Source organism: Mycobacterium sp. C31M, from assembly GCF_053345865.1.
In genome coordinates this window covers 79,291-97,428 of sequence record NZ_JBKFAX010000012.1, presented here as the reverse complement: position 1 = coordinate 97,428, position 18,138 = coordinate 79,291, and the positions used below count along the sequence as shown (strand labels likewise).

23 protein-coding genes are annotated in these 18,138 nt (G+C 60.5%); 17 read left to right on the top strand and 6 right to left on the bottom strand.

What is annotated here, in order from left to right; all coding sequences use genetic code 11:
• Window positions 1-158 precede the first annotated feature (158 nt).
• The 8 genes from ACLBYA_RS19065 to ACLBYA_RS19030 all read left to right on the top strand — a co-directional run bounded on the left by ACLBYA_RS19065 (window position 159) and on the right by ACLBYA_RS19030 (window position 5,466).
• On the top strand, window positions 159-665 hold the full coding sequence (locus ACLBYA_RS19065; protein ID WP_447710999.1) for a GNAT family N-acetyltransferase: 507 nt from the start codon (window positions 159-161) through the stop codon (window positions 663-665).
• A 60-nt stretch (window positions 666-725) separates the two neighbouring features.
• Complete coding sequence (locus ACLBYA_RS19060) at window positions 726-1,865, top strand: hypothetical protein (RefSeq protein WP_447710998.1); 1,140 nt, start codon at window positions 726-728, stop codon at window positions 1,863-1,865.
• Between the two features lie 132 nt (window positions 1,866-1,997).
• Entirely contained in the window at window positions 1,998-2,216 is a 219-nt protein-coding gene (locus ACLBYA_RS19055) for a helix-turn-helix domain-containing protein (protein ID WP_447710997.1), read from the top strand.
• A 43-nt stretch (window positions 2,217-2,259) separates the two neighbouring features.
• A complete protein-coding gene (locus ACLBYA_RS19050) occupies window positions 2,260-2,457 on the top strand; it encodes a hypothetical protein (protein WP_447710996.1) in 198 nt (65 codons plus the stop codon).
• Window positions 2,458-2,475: 18 nt separating this feature from the next.
• Complete coding sequence (locus ACLBYA_RS19045; protein ID WP_447710995.1) at window positions 2,476-3,339, top strand: hypothetical protein; 864 nt, start codon at window positions 2,476-2,478, stop codon at window positions 3,337-3,339.
• A gap of 239 nt (window positions 3,340-3,578) precedes the next feature.
• On the top strand, window positions 3,579-4,754 hold the full coding sequence (locus ACLBYA_RS19040; RefSeq protein WP_447710994.1) for an endonuclease/exonuclease/phosphatase family protein: 1,176 nt from the start codon (window positions 3,579-3,581) through the stop codon (window positions 4,752-4,754).
• Window positions 4,751-5,302, top strand: a complete 552-nt coding sequence (locus ACLBYA_RS19035; protein ID WP_447710993.1) for a hypothetical protein — start codon at window positions 4,751-4,753, stop codon at window positions 5,300-5,302. Before ACLBYA_RS19040 ends, ACLBYA_RS19035 begins: the two co-directional genes overlap by 4 nt.
• A 2-nt stretch (window positions 5,303-5,304) precedes the next feature.
• Complete coding sequence (locus ACLBYA_RS19030) at window positions 5,305-5,466, top strand: hypothetical protein (RefSeq protein WP_447710992.1); 162 nt, start codon at window positions 5,305-5,307, stop codon at window positions 5,464-5,466.
• A gap of 82 nt (window positions 5,467-5,548) precedes the next feature.
• On the opposite strand, the gene ACLBYA_RS19025 is transcribed toward ACLBYA_RS19030, so the two are convergent.
• From ACLBYA_RS19025 to ACLBYA_RS19010, 4 genes are all read right to left on the bottom strand, one after another.
• A complete protein-coding gene (locus ACLBYA_RS19025; protein WP_447710991.1) occupies window positions 5,549-6,280 on the bottom strand; it encodes a hypothetical protein in 732 nt (243 codons plus the stop codon).
• 88 nt (window positions 6,281-6,368) lie between these two features.
• Window positions 6,369-6,926 (bottom strand): SLOG family protein, encoded by a 558-nt coding sequence (locus ACLBYA_RS19020; RefSeq protein ID WP_447710990.1) that lies wholly within the window; start codon window positions 6,924-6,926, stop codon window positions 6,369-6,371.
• A gap of 600 nt (window positions 6,927-7,526) precedes the next feature.
• Window positions 7,527-8,159, bottom strand: a complete 633-nt coding sequence (locus tag ACLBYA_RS19015) for a uracil-DNA glycosylase (RefSeq protein WP_447710989.1) — start codon at window positions 8,157-8,159, stop codon at window positions 7,527-7,529.
• A gap of 167 nt (window positions 8,160-8,326) precedes the next feature.
• A complete protein-coding gene (locus tag ACLBYA_RS19010; protein ID WP_447710988.1) occupies window positions 8,327-8,623 on the bottom strand; it encodes a hypothetical protein in 297 nt (98 codons plus the stop codon).
• Between the two features lie 213 nt (window positions 8,624-8,836).
• Between ACLBYA_RS19010 and ACLBYA_RS19005 the strand changes: the two genes are divergently transcribed.
• The gene (locus ACLBYA_RS19005) at window positions 8,837-9,772 is read left to right on the top strand and encodes a hypothetical protein (RefSeq protein ID WP_447710987.1); all 936 of its coding nucleotides are present in this window, start codon (window positions 8,837-8,839) and stop codon (window positions 9,770-9,772) included.
• On the opposite strand, the gene ACLBYA_RS19000 is transcribed toward ACLBYA_RS19005, so the two are convergent.
• The gene (locus ACLBYA_RS19000; RefSeq protein WP_447710986.1) at window positions 9,773-11,233 is read right to left on the bottom strand and encodes a hypothetical protein; all 1,461 of its coding nucleotides are present in this window, start codon (window positions 11,231-11,233) and stop codon (window positions 9,773-9,775) included.
• A gap of 184 nt (window positions 11,234-11,417) precedes the next feature.
• Here ACLBYA_RS19000 and ACLBYA_RS18995 point away from each other — a divergent pair, with 184 nt between their 5' ends.
• On the top strand, window positions 11,418-11,987 hold the full coding sequence (locus ACLBYA_RS18995) for a DUF7255 family protein (RefSeq protein WP_447710985.1): 570 nt from the start codon (window positions 11,418-11,420) through the stop codon (window positions 11,985-11,987).
• Window positions 11,988-12,142: 155 nt separating this feature from the next.
• On the opposite strand, the gene ACLBYA_RS18990 is transcribed toward ACLBYA_RS18995, so the two are convergent.
• A complete protein-coding gene (locus tag ACLBYA_RS18990; protein WP_447710984.1) occupies window positions 12,143-12,340 on the bottom strand; it encodes a hypothetical protein in 198 nt (65 codons plus the stop codon).
• A 147-nt stretch (window positions 12,341-12,487) separates the two neighbouring features.
• On the opposite strand from ACLBYA_RS18990, the gene ACLBYA_RS18985 reads away from it, so the two are divergent.
• The 7 genes from ACLBYA_RS18985 to ACLBYA_RS18955 all read left to right on the top strand — a co-directional run bounded on the left by ACLBYA_RS18985 (window position 12,488) and on the right by ACLBYA_RS18955 (window position 18,089).
• A complete protein-coding gene (locus tag ACLBYA_RS18985; protein WP_447710983.1) occupies window positions 12,488-12,769 on the top strand; it encodes a hypothetical protein in 282 nt (93 codons plus the stop codon).
• Window positions 12,770-12,801: 32 nt separating this feature from the next.
• Window positions 12,802-14,703 (top strand): HNH/ENDO VII family nuclease, encoded by a 1,902-nt coding sequence (locus ACLBYA_RS18980; protein WP_447710982.1) that lies wholly within the window; start codon window positions 12,802-12,804, stop codon window positions 14,701-14,703.
• Window positions 14,704-14,725: 22 nt separating this feature from the next.
• Entirely contained in the window at window positions 14,726-15,256 is a 531-nt protein-coding gene (locus ACLBYA_RS18975; RefSeq protein ID WP_447710981.1) for a hypothetical protein, read from the top strand.
• A 3-nt stretch (window positions 15,257-15,259) separates the two neighbouring features.
• On the top strand, window positions 15,260-15,625 hold the full coding sequence (locus ACLBYA_RS18970) for a DUF2185 domain-containing protein (RefSeq protein ID WP_447710980.1): 366 nt from the start codon (window positions 15,260-15,262) through the stop codon (window positions 15,623-15,625).
• A gap of 140 nt (window positions 15,626-15,765) precedes the next feature.
• Window positions 15,766-16,113 carry a histone-like nucleoid-structuring protein Lsr2 gene (locus tag ACLBYA_RS18965; protein ID WP_447710979.1) on the top strand — a complete coding sequence of 116 codons (348 nt, stop codon included), beginning with the start codon at window positions 15,766-15,768 and terminating at the stop codon, window positions 16,111-16,113.
• A 193-nt stretch (window positions 16,114-16,306) separates the two neighbouring features.
• The gene (locus ACLBYA_RS18960; RefSeq protein ID WP_447710978.1) at window positions 16,307-16,891 is read left to right on the top strand and encodes a hypothetical protein; all 585 of its coding nucleotides are present in this window, start codon (window positions 16,307-16,309) and stop codon (window positions 16,889-16,891) included.
• A complete protein-coding gene (locus ACLBYA_RS18955) occupies window positions 16,863-18,089 on the top strand; it encodes a hypothetical protein (protein ID WP_447710977.1) in 1,227 nt (408 codons plus the stop codon). The genes ACLBYA_RS18960 and ACLBYA_RS18955 overlap by 29 nt, the downstream gene beginning before the upstream one ends.
• Window positions 18,090-18,138: the final 49 nt, after the last annotated feature.

The following is an 18,138-nucleotide window of genomic DNA, read 5'->3' as shown; positions in this document are numbered from 1 at the left end:
TCTTGATGTCGGCCAGGTCGGTCCGATCAATTCATTCTCATCGGATGGCAAGGGATGGGGAGGTCGGCTATTTGAAGAGTGCGCCACTTATAAGTAGCATTCGCTGATTCCGTGGCGGTCAATCTATCGCCGACGGCGAGAACCAAAGGGGCGAGACGGTGCACATCCGGGCGTTGGTCGACGACGACGTAGCAGTAATCGTTGGCGCCTGCGCCGACTGGCAAGAATTGGCACAATACGGACCGCCCTACTGGCGTCCCCGCAGTCCTGCGGAATTGCGCCGCAAGATCGCCGCGACTGCCGGGCCGCAGCCGGCCACTGAGTACAGCTTCGTTGTCGAGGAATCGGATGGTCGCCTCGTCGGTGAATGCTCCCTGCATGCCATCGACTGGCGAAACCGCCTTGCTCAGATCGGCGTCTGCATCTGGAACCCAGCCGACCGCCGCGGCGGCTACGGCAGAGCGGGAGTTCAGCACGTAATCAGTTGGGGATTCGGCTATCTTGGCCTCAGGCGCCTGGAAGCTTGGGTCGTAGAGGGCAACAATCCGTCACTCGAACTGTTCAAAGAACTCGGGTTCGCGCACGAAGCGACGCTGCAGGGAAGATACTTACACGCCGGTGTGCGTCGGGCGATGCATGTACTGGCGATCTCGTCATCCGCCTGATCGAAATGGTTCGTTGGCTATAGGCTCTGAACTGCAGGTTTGCTACAATAGCCATAAGCAATGCCAGGTAACCGACGATCATCGACGGCGTCTCGTCTCCGCAAGACCAAAGCGGCTCTGCTTGCCGTCGCCCTGACATTTTCGGGTGTTCTGCTCATCATGCTCAACGGCTGGATTGCAGACCTGGACCTCGGCACCTGGAATTGGCTGCACGCCGTGCCGCTCGCCGAACTCGGCGGAACCCTTTTCGGTGCGGGGCTTCTCGGCACCCTCTTCGAGTACAGCTTCCGCAAAGATCAGGAGGAAGCGACGGTCGAGCAGTTTCGGGAGATCATCAAGGAACAAGCACCGGCCATGCGTGATGCCGTGATCGAAGGCTTCGCCATCCACCCAGACGACCTGAAACGCGTTGCAAATCCAGAACTCCTCGACGACATCGCGTCCAACGTCATGAGTTTGCGGCTTGGCGATGAGCAGTTCGCCCGCGAGATCTACCGCGACATCCGCGACCAAGCCATCCACGCCGCTGAACGTTGGTACGACGTTGAGGTTCGCGTCAGACTTTCTAATGCATCAGACAGGAGTGCCGGCGGCACTCCTCTGTTTGACGTCGTCGTGGAGTGGGAGTACACCACTGTGCCGTCCGGGCCGGTTCGGCGCTTCGCGTGTGTATCGGACCGCGATGAGTATCATGACCTGGTCTTAGACGCTCCAGCGACAGCTGCGTGGTTTATGACACCCCGGCCAGGCATAGATGCCGCCGATCGGCGGTTCTACGAACTGCTCGAACTCACCGTCGATGGAGATCCTCAGCAGATTTCGCGTACTGCACGCAAGACAGGCCAGACATACACGGTTCACCTCGGCGCTGCTGCGCAGACTGGAGAGCAAGTGCGCATCCGCCAGGTGTTCCGCACCGTGACACCAACGTGGGGCCACCGGTTGTTTTTCGAGCTTCCGCAGCCGGGTCGGAACGTTTCCCTGACGATGGACTACACCAATACCGACATCGCGCAGATGCGTGTCAGCGACACCGTGGGCGCACTTGTGCCGCCGCAGGTATCGCAGTTGCCGAGTACCGTTCCTGGCCGGGTTATTTCAGTGGAGTCGCCTGGGTGGCTGCTCTCGAAGGCGGGATTCGCGTTCACCTGGACGCTGAAGTCAGAACTGCCCCGCGACCAAGGTCGCGAGGCAGCGTGATCTGACAGTTCGTGTTGATTTAGTCGCCGCCGGCCATGTTCGTCCCCTTCCTCCGCCGCCCGTCAGGACCTGGGACGCTACATATAAGTCTGTAGACCGTCAAGTAGCGGAACGGAATCGTTCTGTGGCGATATGGAAGGTCAGCTACAGAAGATCGTGGGGCGCAATCTGCGCCGCTATCGGCTGGAGCACGGGTACAGCCAGGAGGCCTTCGCCGACTACATGGGCGTGCACCGGACCTACATGGGCGCCGTCGAACGCGGTGAACGGAACCTGACACTGCAGACGCTGGAGCGAATCGCCGACTTCCTGGAAGTCGACCCGCTCGACCTTCTTCGCGACTATACGTAGAGCACGTCGGTTCGGGATAAAGCAAAGTCACTTGGTTACCGCGATGAAGCAGCGGATTGAGACGATTGCTGACGATGATGGTCGCGCCGCTGCTCATGCGTGGTTGCGCTGGTGCAACGATTACTGTGCGAGCCGCAACCCGCTGGAGCGTCCAATCGGGACGCCGACGGTGAAAGATCCCGACTACAGCGAACTGCAGGACGCGCGGAAGCGACTCGGCTTCCGCGACAGCTGGTGGTGAGGCGCGAGGATGTAGGTCGTGGCAATGATCCGCCGGGTGACCGACTGCACCGCGACACGATCTATCGGCGACTATTCGGATCAGCCGACCGGGCCACGCCACCCTGTTGTGGTCGAGGAGGTGAACCGGATTCTGGATAGCAGAGCTCGCGACGACTTGCACGCGTTGCTTCATGTTGCCCCGTTTTACAACGATCGGGATCGTTCGTGGGATTCCGGATGGAGCTGCCGCGACCACTCAGTAGTCCTCGCTGCGGTCCTCGCAGCCCACGGTGTCAAAGCCCAATTAGTGCACGGTAAGACTGCTTTCTCGCAGCCGCCCCGCGACGAGGGCGATCCATCCGTGGGTCACGGCGGGGGTGGACATACTTGGCTCCGGGTGCCTGGATTCGGCACCCTCGATATCAGTCCGCGCCTCGACGAGCGTCCGTCCTTCCATCACTACTGGAACCCGCTGCCCGTCAGGACGGGTCTCATCGGCACAGAGTGGCGTGTCGATGGCTATTCATCACTCGTCGTATTCGTCGACAACGCCGCGCATTACCAACAACTGAGCTCTGCGGGGGTTGTCGGTGAGGTCGCAGCGGTGTACTGGCCACAAAAGATTGTCGACTTTTCCTTCGAGATGCTCACTGACCCCTACCTCGCCATCCGCTCTCCGCTCACGGATCAGTTCGTTCCTATTGCCGGGAGGACTGGATACGTGAAGCTGGCGACCCATCTCTACGGATTACTTCGGGGTGATCGCCGCCCTCTTGCCGGAATCTCTCAGCGTAAGGCGTGGCGCTACCTCTCGGAAGTCGATTCGGTCCTTGCCCAGGACTTTCAGCAGGCGGTGACCAGAACGATTCAGCAGGACCTTGGCGAACTAATCACCGAGTAGATGCCGACCGATTCGCGGCCGTAGCTCGGATGAATTCAGCTCCATTTCGAGGGATTGCCCGTCCGTTGCTCGTGCATTCGTTTGAGTGCTGTGGTGTCCGCCGATTGAACGGTCTGGTTGCGTTGTCAACGAGCAAGGTGGCGGCTAGATAAACTGGTTTGCGAATCGCGGACTCGTAGACCGCTAGGCTGTATGCTGCCGCCATAATCGGTCAGTAGCGCGTTACGGGGGAGACGCCTATGTCGAACATCTATGCACGGCTCCGGGTGGTATTCAAGAACCGGCCGGATGAGCTCGCTCGGTGTGCAGAGCACATTCTGGCGCTCCGAAAGGCAATGTCACCGATTCGAAAGCATCGGTCAGATGATTCGCTGCTACTCGCGACGTGGAACATCCGTGACTTCGACGGCAACGGGTTCAAGTTCGGTCCGCGTAAAGACGAGTCTTTCTACTACATTGCCGAAGTCATCAGTACCTTCGATCTCGTGGCGGTCCAGGAAATCAACCGCAGTCTGGAGCCACTCCGTCGAGTGATGGACATCCTCGGCGGCGGATGGGACTACATCGTCACCGACGCGACTGAAGGGGTCAGCGGCAACGACGAGCGGATGGCATTTCTGTTCAATAAGGACAAGGTCTTCTTCCGGAAGATCGCCGGCGAAGTTGTATTGCCGCAGAGCAAGACGATCGTCGCGCCCAAGGACGCAAAGCGTGCACCGAAAGAGCGTCCCGAGATCGAAGGCAACGGGCAGTTTGCGCGGACGCCGTTTCTGGTTGCGTTCCAGTCGGGGTGGTTCAAGTTCAGCCTTTGCACGGTGCACATTTACTACGGTGAGGACTCCGGGGACAAACTCAAACGGCGCATCCAGGAGATCGAGAAGCTGGTCGCCTTCTTCGCAGACCGCCAGGACCGGGAGATTGAAGCGGACAAGCTCGCCGCAAAGACCGCCGGACGGGCGTATTCGCGGGTCGAAGCCGAAAACTACATCCTACTTGGCGATTTCAACGTCATAAGCCCTGAGCATGCAACGGCACATGCGCTCCGAAAGCGCGGATTTTCGATACCCGATAAAATCGACGGCGACCAGGTCCGCGAAGACGGCGCCCACTATTACGACCAGATCGCAGTGCGGGTCCAAGACAAGCGGTTCGAGGTCGAGACCGGCGGCATGTTCGATGTCTACGACCATGTATTCCGCGACGACCAGCTCGATGCGTATAGGGGTGACATTAAGGCAGCCCGAGACGGCGGTGCGACCAATGACCGTGGTGATGACGACGATGAGCTCGAGTACTACCAGTTCTGGCGCACGTTTCAGATGTCGGACCACAGCCCGCTCTGGGTCAAGATAAAGACCGACTTTGCCGACGCCTACCTGCAAAGTTTCGTCGATGGACCCGGGGGAGAAGGGTGACCGAGCCTCCGTCTGTCGCGCACCCGCCGAAGGCGCGGATGTATGCCGGGTCGGTCGAGCTGTTCTACGAAGAATCCAAAGCGGCTCGCGAAGTCATGGATAAGCTCCTCGCGACATATCGGACCAACACCACGACGGTTCTGGCGCTTGCCACCGGTGCTGCCACCTTCTTCGGACTCTCCGATAGCCCGAAGGGCATCTTCTTTATCTTCTCAATGGTTGCATATGGAATCGGCTCGCTTGTCGCGGTGACGATTTACTGGCCGCAGGCGTGGCGGGTGAACGTCGCGCATGATGCCGCTGAGGGCTTGGTCGCTAACGAGATCGTCCCGATGAGGATGCACTGGAATCTCGCGCTCGGACACCAAGAAGCCATCGGCGAGACGATTCGACTCATTGATGGCAAGTGGGGCGTTGCCGTGAAGTTCCGTCTGCTGCTGCTTGCTACTGCGTCCGTCGTGCTCTTGGCCGGCTTAAACGTCTACCAAGCGTCTCAACAGCAACCCGCGCCAGATGAGCCGACGCGCGTGATCATCGAAAGGGAGTAACCGTGAGTGACGAACCGCAGTACATCGAAACCGACCAGGTACTTGGGAAGTTTGGCGGTGAGAACGTTAACAGCATCATTCCACCTTTGGTGCCTGAGACCATTGAGATCACTCAGATTGTGGGTAAAGACGGTGGGGAGAAGACGATTCGCAGCGAGCGCTAAGCCCGGCCATTCCTCCAGGGTGCACCGCCGACTCTCGTGCGAGTCCTGGCAGGCTGCTTAACGATGGACGGAGCCTTTCAGCTCAGCTGGCTCCCTGCCGGCGTTTGAACTCAGCGATGTCTGCCGCAGCCTTGCCGATGGATAGGTCGCCGCGGCGGATCTGCTGCAACAACGTAAGTCGGCCGCTGTTGATGCGTCCGTACCACAGGCGCAGCTGCACATCTTGGGCAGCCAGTCCCGCGGCGGACAGCTCGAACACTTCTTCCGGCCGCAGCACCTCATGAGGGAATGCGACGATCCATCGGACGATGTCGTCGTCGGTGAAGAATGCGCCGCATTCAATGCGCTGCTTCATCCAGCCGTCCGCTCGACTTTGCGCCTCGGCAAGTTCATCGGCAAAGACGACACCTGGCGGGCGACGCAGGACGTCGCTATGCATGACGATCTGGTCGGCGAGCGCTCTGACAACTTTGGGAAGCGGCGGATTGCCTGGCCGCCAATTCCGTGGCTTCTGCCTGGCGATTCTTGGAGGCGGAGGCGTCAGGTCGATCTGAGGTAACGGCGAAGTAGCTTCTGTGCCGCCCAGCTTCTTACGCAGGCGTTCCAGCTGTTCGTCGGAGGCGAGGCGAACGGTGTCGGCCTGCGGTCGCGCGATCTGTCGACCCTCTCGGAAGCGTTCGCGGATTTCCTCAGCGATGTTGTCCCGCACGCTGCTGTCCGGTGTGAGGGTCAGCTCGCGCATCTCGTGGAGCGCAGTCATGACGTCGTCCTCGGGCACGCCGAGTTCGTCGGCAAGTTCTCTCGCAGTGATCATTGCGACCTCCGGTTCAGCGTGAATCTAGTGTAGGGAGGACTACCGACAGACTTCGTGAAGCGTTGGGTGGTCGGAATGTCAGGGCGTTCTACACCAGGTCCATCGGATCAACCCGGTAGCCGGTACAGCTGCAGTCATCGAAGTGGCCGTATACCTGGCACCCTGCGGCCCCGTGATCGATCGCAGGATGGACGCACTCCGCGCAGCAGAGCGTCCGGTGGTCAACCTGTGGCCCTACTTCAGGACCGCGTTCGATGACCGGAATGCCCGCGATGCGTGCGCGGGTCATGCAGTCGATCGAGCTCTTCGATGCGGTGTTGATGAACGCCAGACACACGTCAGCGCCCCGATCAACCATCCGTTGGTTGCGTGCCGCGATGCCACCGATCCCGTCCGTTCGCAGGTCGACGGGATAGATCTCCTCGACTACTTGCATTGCCCGTCGAATGTCTGGATCGCAGCACGGCAAATCGCACATCGGATCATCGAGGTGGAGCCACTCGTGGGCGAGTGCATCGACGCCGACTGGTAGACCACCGTGAACGAGCACGGACGGTCCATGGTCTCGTACCTGCCCTGAGAGCGCACCCCACACGAGGTGGTCATCCGGCCAGTCGCGAGCGCCGGTTACCAAGATGATGCGCATGGGTGCCCATGCTGGCCGATCACGCAATGCATGGCAACTGAATTGCTTTGCTCCATGGATCGGTTACCAGAACAGCTTTCGGTGCGGATTGGTGAGTTCGTCGAATGCCGAGTCATCGCCGCTGGACCACTGCCGTAGGGAGATACGCAAATCCACCCTGCCTCGCTGTCGGACGCGCCGGTTGGATCGGCGAAACTCCCAGCCCGCGTGGCACATCCAGCAGGAGCAAATAGCGGTGCCGGTGTAGCGGAACGACCAATAGCACTTCGTGGAGGGACATCGCGTCGGACGTTCAGTCGACGGACGCGCAGGAAGATCGCAGTAGTCATGAGTGGACGCATGGTGTGCCTCTACGGCGAGTTCGCCGCGGGCAAGGCGAACCCAAAGTGGAGTGTGAGCATCAGTGCGGGACAAGGCAAAGCCTCCGGGGACAAGGCCCCTGCCCGTTACCCCCGGATGAGGACGAACAGGGGCCGCGGTGTCTCCACCGAGTCCCGAGGCTTGCGCTGTCCGACGTTCATGGTGCTCAATCTAGCTCGGACGGCCGGCGTTGGGGTATCGATTTCGTTCGATATCCGGTTCAGTGGCATCACGACCTACCTACCCGAGGTTGACTATTGCAGCGACGCGCGCATAGGCATCCATTTGCTTGTCGAGCCGGGCTTGCCGCTCTGCAGGATCTGGTGTCCAAAGAGCTTGGCGACCCGGATGAATACTCTCGACCGATTCAAGATTTCGTTCCTGTGCAAGTGTCGGCGACTGTTTGAGAACGCGGCGCCAGACATCGGCAGCATGTGTGCCTTGGAGCAACACCACCCGGCACTGCGGAGTGAGATCTAGCAGCCGACGGAGCACCGTGGCTCCGTCGTTGAGCTGGCCCGCGTTGGGTGCGCTGTTGATGTACCAGGGATAGGCGTTCCACGGCAGCACCTGACGCGGTGAGATACCGTGCTGCTCAAATAGATCGAGCTGTCGCTCGGCCGTCGGATCGTCGTTCTCGATGCAGAGGAACCCAGATCCGCTACCAAGCTGAGTCTTGGGTCCCGGGTCGCGAAGCACGGACAGTACGAGCGCATCGGTGCCGCCGTGCATTGGGGCAACCTCCGGCAGCCATCGGCCGCTGCCAGGGTCTTGTAGTTCGGCGACAAGCTGGTTGATCGGCGCGATGTGCGGATCGAGGTGATGTTCGTGTTGATGCTGTCGGAACTCCGCGTCGGCCATGCGCCTGCCCATGATCGGAGCCTAGAGCAGCTGACCGACGTCCTGGTCGGCAATCGATGCGAGTCTCGGCGACCTGGACCGTGCATAACAGCGCGTAGGCGGAGACGGTGTGTCGAAACACCGGCCACGATGCACCTGATCCTCGTTTCACCCACGTATAACCCCGATAGAATTGGCAATCAGCATTCGGCTTGCGCCAGATGAGCTAACTGGGAGGAAACACGTTGAACGGTGACCTGACCGGAAGAGATCGCCTTCTGTTCGAGCAAATCGTCGCTGAGCTGAAGGAACGGTCTCAATACGATTGCGACTTCAACGAAGAGGATGTGGAAGAAATCGCGAAAGTCCGAGGCCTTGGACGTCGCGCGGGTCGTTCCCTCGGGTGGAAGGTACGCACCTTTCAGACCGATCCGGCGCAACGCACGGATCGCAGAGTCAGGGTAATTGTTGCGGTGACGGAATCGTCGCCGCTTCATGAGCAGCTCATGGACGTACGACACAAGAAGGCTATTCGGAAGATCTTCGCCGACTTGGGCTGATTGCACTTCTTCATTGGCGGTGCAGTGCTATTTGCGAGCACCGCGCGATCAGTCGGACGCGCGCCGGCCGACTATTACCCCGATTGTCGAGAGTGGCCCCCTTCGCCGTGCTGAGCAGCGGTGCGGGTTCTTGTGGTGGAAAGTAGATGGGTGAACGCCTCTTTGATCGTGCCCGGAACGGAGCACATCTATCGTCTGCGTGAGTTCGATCCTTCGGAGCGGGTTCGGGTCGTTGCGATTGATCAGCGTAAGAAGACACCTCGGTACGAGGTCGAGTTCCTCGAAGGCGAGAAGGCCGGAACCGTGGAGAACATACCTGCCGGGCGTCTGCATGGCTCTTGGTCTGAGGTTGGGGACTACGACAAGCTCATGGCGCACTGGGAGCGCTTCCTCAACGAGGAACCCCTTGATAGCGCCGAAAGCGGAGCGATCGAGTACGTATTCCGGGAAGTTGTCTCGTACTCAGTCGCCGAGCTCAACTGGAAGTACTCGCGACCTGTCACGATCATTCGGGACCGTGCAGCACTTGCGGCGCTGATCGGAGTCGCTGTCGATGAGGTCCTTGATCAACTCGACTATTTCGAGGACGACGGTGCTGTCGTCGTGTCGCCGGAGGGCACGATGCGGCTGGCCGCGGCGATCGCCCACGCCAACCCGATGCCAGTTCTTGCGTGGGTGGTCGACGACGAGCAGAAGTACCGAGAACTCTGCAAACGCGGTCAGCCAGCCACGGACCTCGCAGGCCATCGATACACCACATCCCCGGAGCGGGAGTACGACAGCTACCTGCGATACGGTCGGCCGCTTCACGAATTGCTACGTGCGTGGTGCGGTCACCGAGCCGTGACGCTGCAGGAACGCATTGACGCCGCTGAAGCAGAGGTCCGGCGCCTAGACGAGTTGCTTGCACGGGTGATCGATCAGCTCAAATCGCATGAGCACTCGCTCGTCGCGGAGATCATTGAGCAGGAGCATGTCGAGGGTCGTATCACCGCGGCGACGGTCCGCCCGCACGTTGACCGGCCTCTCAAGCCCTCGGAGATTCCAGTGATTCAGGTGCCGGTTCGGCGTGGACGATGGTGGTGATCACGGCCGCCAGATGCCATGGTTGGCCATGAAGGGAGTCAGGTCGACCATGCTCGGCGACGGCGGGACGGGCCGGCCACCAGTAGTCGCGATGGGGTCAAGTACGGCTGCGTGCCCGCGAATCTCGTGAGCCCATTCAAGGAGCCGCGTGCTGTCAGGTTCGTCCGAGCGGGCTGCCCGTTCACTGACTGCCACCGCGTAATCGCGCAGCGCCTCTGCTTCTCGCCAGGCCTGCGCCTCCCGGAGCATTGAGTCACGGATGAACTTGTCATTGAAGGCGATGACAGCGGCTGCCCGAGCGTCGTCCCATGCCTTTCGTTGTCGATCGAGTCGGTATTCAGCCTCGATCTGTCGACGTTCTTCGGCCTCGCGAGCGGCGACCTGGTGATTGAGTTGAAATAGGATCTCTTCGAGGATTCGGGGGAGGTCGTCCTCCAGCCGATGACTGTCTGAGTCGTCCCAGGCGGACGACCAGAAAGCGGCTGTCTTGCCGTCGCCAAGCCGGATTCTCAGGTGCGTAGAGGGACACTCGTCGAAGTCAGGAAAGAGGTACCCCCGCCGAGCCCGGGCCAACTCCCGCTCGGTGGGTTCGTGGGGGACTTTGTCGACACCTTGGCTGAAATGCAGGCTGACCTTGTCAGGCTCGATTGTGAAGACGAGTTCGTCCCGGACCTGTGGATTGCGACCGTACCGATCGTGAACCTCGACTTGAGCTGCAGCGACTGACATTCCGCGACTTTGGGCGCCACGAACCATTGCGTCAATCAGTCGCAGCGCGCGTTCGCGTGGTTCCCCGGTGACCTGAAAAGTGTTGCTGTCGTTGAGTTCTTCTGCCAGCGCGGTGTGTACGGAGGTCTTGCGTACCCGCGGCCGCAATGCTGCCACGTGCCAAGGTGGGATGGGTTGGAGTCGGAGGACCACGTCCTGCTGTCCATTGATCGCTGCTGGCTCGCAGGCAACCCGATACCCCGCTGGAATCCGGTTGTCACGTTCGGCGCGCGTGAGACGTCTGCGAACAGTGGGGACATCGCCTGGTGCCACTGCGAGGCCGGACTTCCCTGCTTGGGCCAGTGCTCCGATGAGCTGCTCGGCGACGCCGAGCTTGAGCACCGTTGAGGGCGCTGAACTTGGATCCGGTGCGGACCCATCGCTGGCCGGGACGGCAACAGCGGCTGGTTTTGACCGTGCCTGGCGATGCCGTCGGGGAGCGGACCGGGACGTCTGGGGAACGGACGGTTTCTTCGGAAATGCGCCGTGCTGCAGATAGTGCGTTCCTGCTGGCTCGATCGTGGCTACCCAGGAGTCGCCGCGGCCCTTGATCCGAGCAAGGCCGCGGTTCGCGAGCGCACGGGCGGACGTTCGATGCGCCCAGCCGGCGAAGACATCATCCGGGCAACCGTCGTTGATCCACTGCAATACCTTGAGCTGGGCGTCGGTCAGTGGTGCATCATGAGCGGCCATGAATGAGATCCTGCCTGGCGTTCCCGCATGTAGGCGCGCCGGAATAGACAATTGGCGAGTCTTAAGCCGCGCCCGACTCGGTTGAAGACTGGCACCCGGCGTCGGCCCTGCGCGGGTGCCGCTAGACCAACAGCTTCTCGCAGCTGAGAGGATGTTGAGCATGCCAGTTGGGGATACCCAGCGGATGTTCGCCGAGACAGCGGCAGCCGATGGTGTCAAGTTAGCGGGCCAGTCGGTCGACTGGCTGAATCAACGCGGCCACCTCGGGCTGCCTACTGATGGGGAGCGCCGCCTGGCTGTCGACGTGCTCGAACGCATCTACCTTGTACTCGGCGGCGACCTCGCGGTACTTGCGACGGCCCGTCCTACGCGCCTTCGCGGTGACTTCACCTACCCGCCGTCGCGCACTCTGATCGAAGTTGATGAGTCGCAACACTTCACGTCGTTCCGATTGCAGACGCTGGAGTTGTATCCACCGGACGCACCGCTTGGCTTCGACCTTCAGGAGTACATGGAGCTGTGCCGAAAATGGCAGCGCAAATCCGATGGCTATTTTCGTACCAAGTCGGCGCGTGGCTTCGGCAACGGAGGCAGGCAGCGTCAGCGCGCTTATTACGACGCGCTGCGGGACTTGGCGACTCCGGCGATGGGGTATCCACCGCTCATCCGCATCGAAGCGGCGGATCGAGATCCGGGCGATGCGTACCTTCGCCACCGCGCATCGCTTCGCGCCGCGTTGGGCTTCTCCACGTAGAAACTCCCTGCCAACGTCTACAGTCCCCGCTGATGGGTTCGTCAAGACAACCGCAGCAACTTGAGCGTGGGCGGCTTCTACTTCTCGCGATGCGCGCGCCTGCGGATCGCGGGTTCAAAGGGCTTTAAAGCTGCATTTCACTACTAGTGACCGCTCTAAGCGCCGAGCATGCGCAGTTCCAGTCCAACGATCGTCAACGCGTCGAGCATGCGCCTTCCTTCGTCATCGCAGCCCACCTGGGTGAGCAGTTCGGCCGTCATCTCGTCGGGATAGCAGCCTGCGTCGAGGTGCGACACAAAATCCAGCGAGTACGGCGGACGGTATTCGATTGGCGGTATCGGCTGGTCGTTCATACCTCGATTGTCCGGCACTCGTAAGCCAGCTCGGCGCACTTTTTGGGACGCCTGCGGAGGGCGCAGCAGCCAGCACTTTCCTGCGCATTGCACCTCGTGGGGTCCGGTAGCGTGCTCGGTAGGCATGCGTTGGGTTTGGAGGGGGCGATGGCGGACGAACTTGAGGTCGACGGCAGTGGGCTGCGGGCGGCCGCGTTCGATAGCGAGCAGATCGCCGCGGATGTGCTGGCAAATGGTGCCGAACCTGGGTCTGTTGGGGCTCGGCCTAGCGGTGTGGGAATCGCTGCGCTTGACGCAGCTGCTGTCTCGGTCCGCCATCGCCAAGCGACCAGGATCGCCGGTCAGGCCGGCGACGTGACCACGGCCAGCCGCAGCTACGACGAGACAGACGGGGGCAGCGCCGAGGCCATCGCCTCGGTGTCGGTGTGAGCCCAGTGGCCGCTCCTGGCACCGGGGCGGCCGTGCCAACCCGTTCCCAGGTGTTGGACTGGGACACCAAGGATCTTGAGGCTGCCGCTACGCGGTGGCGGGCTGCCGCCGCTGCCGGTGAGTCTGCGTTCGAATCGCATCGGCAGAACATTCTGAGCCCCGGCGGTACCACCTGGACGGGTGACGCAAAGGACGCCGCCCTCGATCGTGTAACCGCAGACCTTGCGGTGGCACGTCGGCAGGGTGAAGCGCAGCGTGCCGCCGCCGAGATCGCGGCCCAAGGTGCCCAGGACATCGCCGGCGCGCGTGGCCGAGTGCTAGAGGCCATAGCCGAGGCTGAAGCCGACGACTTCCAGGTCGGCGAGGATCTCTCGGTCACGGACACCCGTGCCTACGACGCCGAAACCGCCGCCACCCGAGTCACTGCGGCGACAGAGCATGCTGAGTACATCCGCTGGCGGGCTGAGCAACTCGCTGCCACCGATGCACTTGTCGGGCAACAGCTTCAAGACAAGGCTGCCGAGCTCGAAGGTATTCGCTTTGACGGCGAGGCCTCAAGTGACGGTCGCGACCCCACGATCCAGCTGGTCGACAATAAGACCGAGGCGGCCGGTCCTGATGCTGGAGAGCCCGGCAAGACCTGGCAGGACATGCTGCTGCCCCCGGAATCAACATCGGAAGCCGCGGGTGACGCTGGCGCGAAGCCTGCCACCGATGCTGCGGATGAGGCCAAGAGTCCGCTGGACGAGTTCCTCGTGCCAGAGAAGACCGCCGACCCAGATCAGCCCGAGAACCTCAATGAGGCGTTGGATGAGGTCGCCGGCCAACCGGTTCCCGCTGCCACCGGACCGCGCCTGGACCCCGCCAAGGTTGAGGAGTTCAAGGCAACGGCTCGCAAGCTGATGCAGCAGGACGGGGTGCCAGCCGATCAGATCGAGCAGCGCCTCAACGACATGGTGGCGAACGCCCAGAAGCCGCTGCTGCCCTACACCCCACCGGAGGGAGCGCCGCCACCGCCGCCCGGCTTCGGGGAGGGCTTCGGCGATGCCTGGCGGAGCACCGAGGAGTCTGTTCACGACCTCACTGGACAGAATGGCTGGGATCAGTTCAAGGACACGTGGAAAGACGTCGGCACCGGCCTGTTTGAGACTGCCCAGGACCCGTACGGCACCGCCGCACGAAACATCATCGACGAGGCCCAGGCCGCGCGTGCCAATCCCGAATACTGGCTGGGACAGAAGGCTTTCGACGCTACCGCTACGGCGGCTACGCTGCCATTTGGCGGCGAAGGAGCGGCCGCGGCACGGCTAGGTGCGCTTGACGATGTCGCCCGCAGCGGCATTCCGCACGAGGTCATTGACGCTCCCAGCGCGGGACACCACCCAGCACCGATGCTCGATCGGCCGGCGCCTACGCCACTCGACAGCCCTACTGCTGGGGGCACGGGTGGAGACCACAGTTCACCGCCGACGGGGCACCTCCCACCACATGGCGACCCCGGCTCCTTTGGGTACGACGCCAATGGCGATCGGCTTCCGTATGCGAACAGTCGTCCAGACTTCGCACCAGGGCAAGTGGAAAGCGTCTGGGATCTTTCCCGCGACGAGCAACTGCTGGACATCCAAGACAGCAGAGTCGGCTTGCCAGAACCGGGACCGAATCAGCAGTGGGTCCGCCTGCACCCCGAGGGCCCGATTGGCGAGGATTGGATTGTTCAAGACGGCCACCGCCTCATCGAATGGCAGCCGGGCGATCCACGAAAAGGACTGTGGGACATGGGGCACGTCGAAGGTGGCGAGTATCGCTACCAACGTGAGGATTACCTCAGTGGCATCACGACGTACGAGGAATTCCTTGAAACGTTCCGCGATCCGACGCAATATCGGGTGCAGGACCCTTTCAGGAACCGATCGCATATCGATGAGGGGCCATGAAGCATCAGAAGGGCGGGTTGAAGTGAGTCTGCAATACGCAGCGCAGTCGGGATCCTACGAAGATTTCATGGGGGAGTACTCACCGGCCGACGCGACTCGCCTGGCCGCAGGTGGCAGGCCACTGCTGTTCAAATCTGTCGCAAATAAGGACATTGATGCACGGGTGGCGATTACCAATCAACTGCTCGACGATGGCGCTGACCCGTCGATCGTGTCGAACGGTATAAACGTGCTGCACGTTCTGTTTGGCTCTCGCTTTCACGATGCGGCCAAAGAGGCTCCGATGTTACGTCGCTTGATCGAAAATGGCGCCAACATCAATCAGGACTCCAAGCGGTCAGGGCCCCCGCTGGCAGTGCTTATCCAGCATGGGCCGAGGCCCGAGACCGCATGCGAGCCGTTCTACGACGTCATCTTCGCGCAGCCGAACCTCGACCTAGGTGCGCCGTATGACGCAGGCACCCTTCGCGATCTCATCTTCAACTCGGTGTGGAATCTTCCCCTGCTCAAGGCAAGGGCGAGCGCATACGAACCCGCAGCCAGGAGCCTGTAACCCGTGAGCGACTACATCGAGTTCATTCCCAAGGCTGGGGTTTGTCTGGCTACCAAAAACGTCATGGAACGTCGTGGGGTTGTGCGATGGATGGTCCGACATCCATCGCAACGACCAGCTGACAACGGTTGGCGAATCATGAGTCATATCGACACCAGTGAGTACCTCGACGTGGCGACCAACTGGGACATCGTGGACTTCAACGAGGTCTGCTACATCGAACCGGCCCTTATCGGGATCTATGACTTTCCCGTTGGTGCTGATCTCCAGATCGTCCGCGACGAGCAAGGGATCCATATCGTCGACACCGCTTCGGGCCGAGAAATCCCGCATGAGAATTTCTATGTGCCACCACAGTTCCGTGCTTAGCCGCAACACTCCTACGCCCGGACTGGATCCTGTCAATCGGCAACTGAATACGCAAGCTGTGAAGCTCCCACTCATTTGAAACCGTCGGTACTGTTCAGTGGTAGCGTGTCGGTGCAAGTTCGAACAGACGAGGAATACCCATGGCTGAACGCATTGTCCGCCAACTTATTGACGATATCGACGGCTCTGAAATCGCTGCCGGTGGCGGTGAGCGGGTCGAGTTCTCTGTACAAGGCATCGAGTATCGAATCGACTTGACTAACGCCAACATTGCTAAGCTCAACAAGGTGCTGAAGCCTTACGTCGATGCCGCAGCGAAGGTGCGTAAGCCCGGGCCGCGGCGCGTGAAGAAAGCTGGCAGTAATAGCGCTAGCTCGAAGGAGCAGCTGTCTGCCGTCCGCGAGTGGGCGCGGAAAAAGGGATACGAAGTCTCGGACCGCGGGCGAATCAAGGCGGAGATAGTCGAAGCGTTCGAGGCGGCTCACTAAGAGGGTTCTCGTGCTTACCGCCCGCGTGAGTCTCGGCGTATGGGCTGTATCAGGCACGCCGCATCAATCGATCAAGATCGCGCCGTCCGCTAGACAGTGTTTCGCGACCCCGGGACGTTTCGTTTAGTTCGTCAATAGATATAGCGACAAAGAATGCCCGTGTATATCTGTATACCGCTTACGAGGAGGCGCCGTGGCGTGGCTGTCGGCCAGCGCGGTAGAGACAATCCAAATTGTCGGTATTGCTTTCGTGGCCGGGATCGGGGCATACGGGCTGATCTCGCTTTCCCTATGGGCGCTCAGAAAGGCTTTGAGCGCCTTCGGTATGGGACAGTGCGGTGCTTCACTGAAGCGAAGCCAAACAGCGGTTGCTGGCTCAATCGTGACTGTCATTGGCCTCGTTTTTACTGGCGTTTATGTCCCGTATCGCATCAGTGACGAGTCCAAGGTCGAGGCAACGCGCGCAAGCTGCTTCAGTGCCGTACTTTCGTTACGTGAGACCCTCACCACCGTTCAGCTTGGGTACGTGGTCGCTCCCCTGCAGCGGGATCAGAGGCGACACGACTGGGCGATGCTGGAAACGGAACTTCAGAATGCCGAGTTCGGTTGTCGCTTCCACTCCTTCGCAGACTCCAAGCTTACCTCCGAAATGCAGCACCTGAGTGAAGGCGTGGCTACCGCACGTGCAAATTCTCAGGCTAGGGAGCCGGACACCGAATTCTTAGAACGGCTCGAAAGGTGGTGCGATAATGCGTCTGAAGATCTACAGAGCCGGTAGCGCCACGCGGCGTGCAATCCAAACTGCGGTAGTGATCGTTCTGGCAATTAATGTCACTATCGGTGTCGTCTTATTAAATGAACAATACTCGGCACACGATCTGGCAGACCAAGTGCATGGACCTGCGGTCGACCCCGATCCACCTTGGGCGGCTGAGTCTGGCTGGGGGCCGGCGCGTGACATGTTCACTCTTGAGAATCCGGCGCCGTACGTCACAATGAATTCGCTCCACCGCCCCACATATGGTGATGAACGAAACTATTTTCGGATAAAGCCTGCTGACGCATCGGCCTCGGCGTATTCCGACCAGATACTTATCAAACCTATGGCTCGGTACACAGGGTTCCTTTTTGTTGAGAATGCGGCCGCGCCGCGCGTGGGTCCGTCGCTGAACACTCGGGTCAGACTTGAGTGGGGGGAAAGTACCAAAGGATCGGGAGTCCTCAATGCGTACATCACGGCTGACAATGCACTTCCAGAAAGGGTCTGGGATTCTGCTGCCGTGCACCTGCCATCGCCAGATGACATCGTGTGGATGAGGATAGTGCCTGACAGCGCGGTGTGGCACACGCTTGGACGTGCAGACGGCAGCAGTTTGGCTGTTAAGGACCTCTTCAGTCCGGAGGGAGCGCTGGTTGGATGCGATGCGATGGATGGTGTGCTTAGTGGCGAGTCACGTTGTGTCGGGTATCTAACGTTTGATTTCGTCACCGACAAGGCTGATTTCTTGGTGACCGGAAAGCTATCCGTAGACCGGGCGGAAGAATTCGGCACCGATCAATCAATAAAAGCTGATCAATCAGTCACCGTCACGGCGAACTACCAGAACACTGGGAGTGTGCGACAGAACGATGTAAAACTTGTTGTCACCGATATACCGGAGTGTAGCCACATCGATGAGGCGAGTATCCAAGTATCGAGTCGCGAGAGCGGTGACGTATGGCGGAATCTTGCGACCGGGCTTGAACCCGGTGTCCCGCTCGCCCTAGGTAGCTTTATGCCCGGAGGCGGAATTTTCGTACGCTTTGATCTCAAGTTCTGTAATTACAGCCAACTAAGCGACGAATACTCGCACGACTTCGACTTAGGTGCGCTTTGGAGCTTCCCCGATGTTGCTATGCGCGCGGAAACCTACGACGGAACAAAAAGTACTGGTTCACTCCCGATCGCCATACTAGGCCCAAACCAGATTCGTTAGGTAGTGGAAAGCTGGTATTTCAACCGCGCCGGTGAAATACCTAGACACT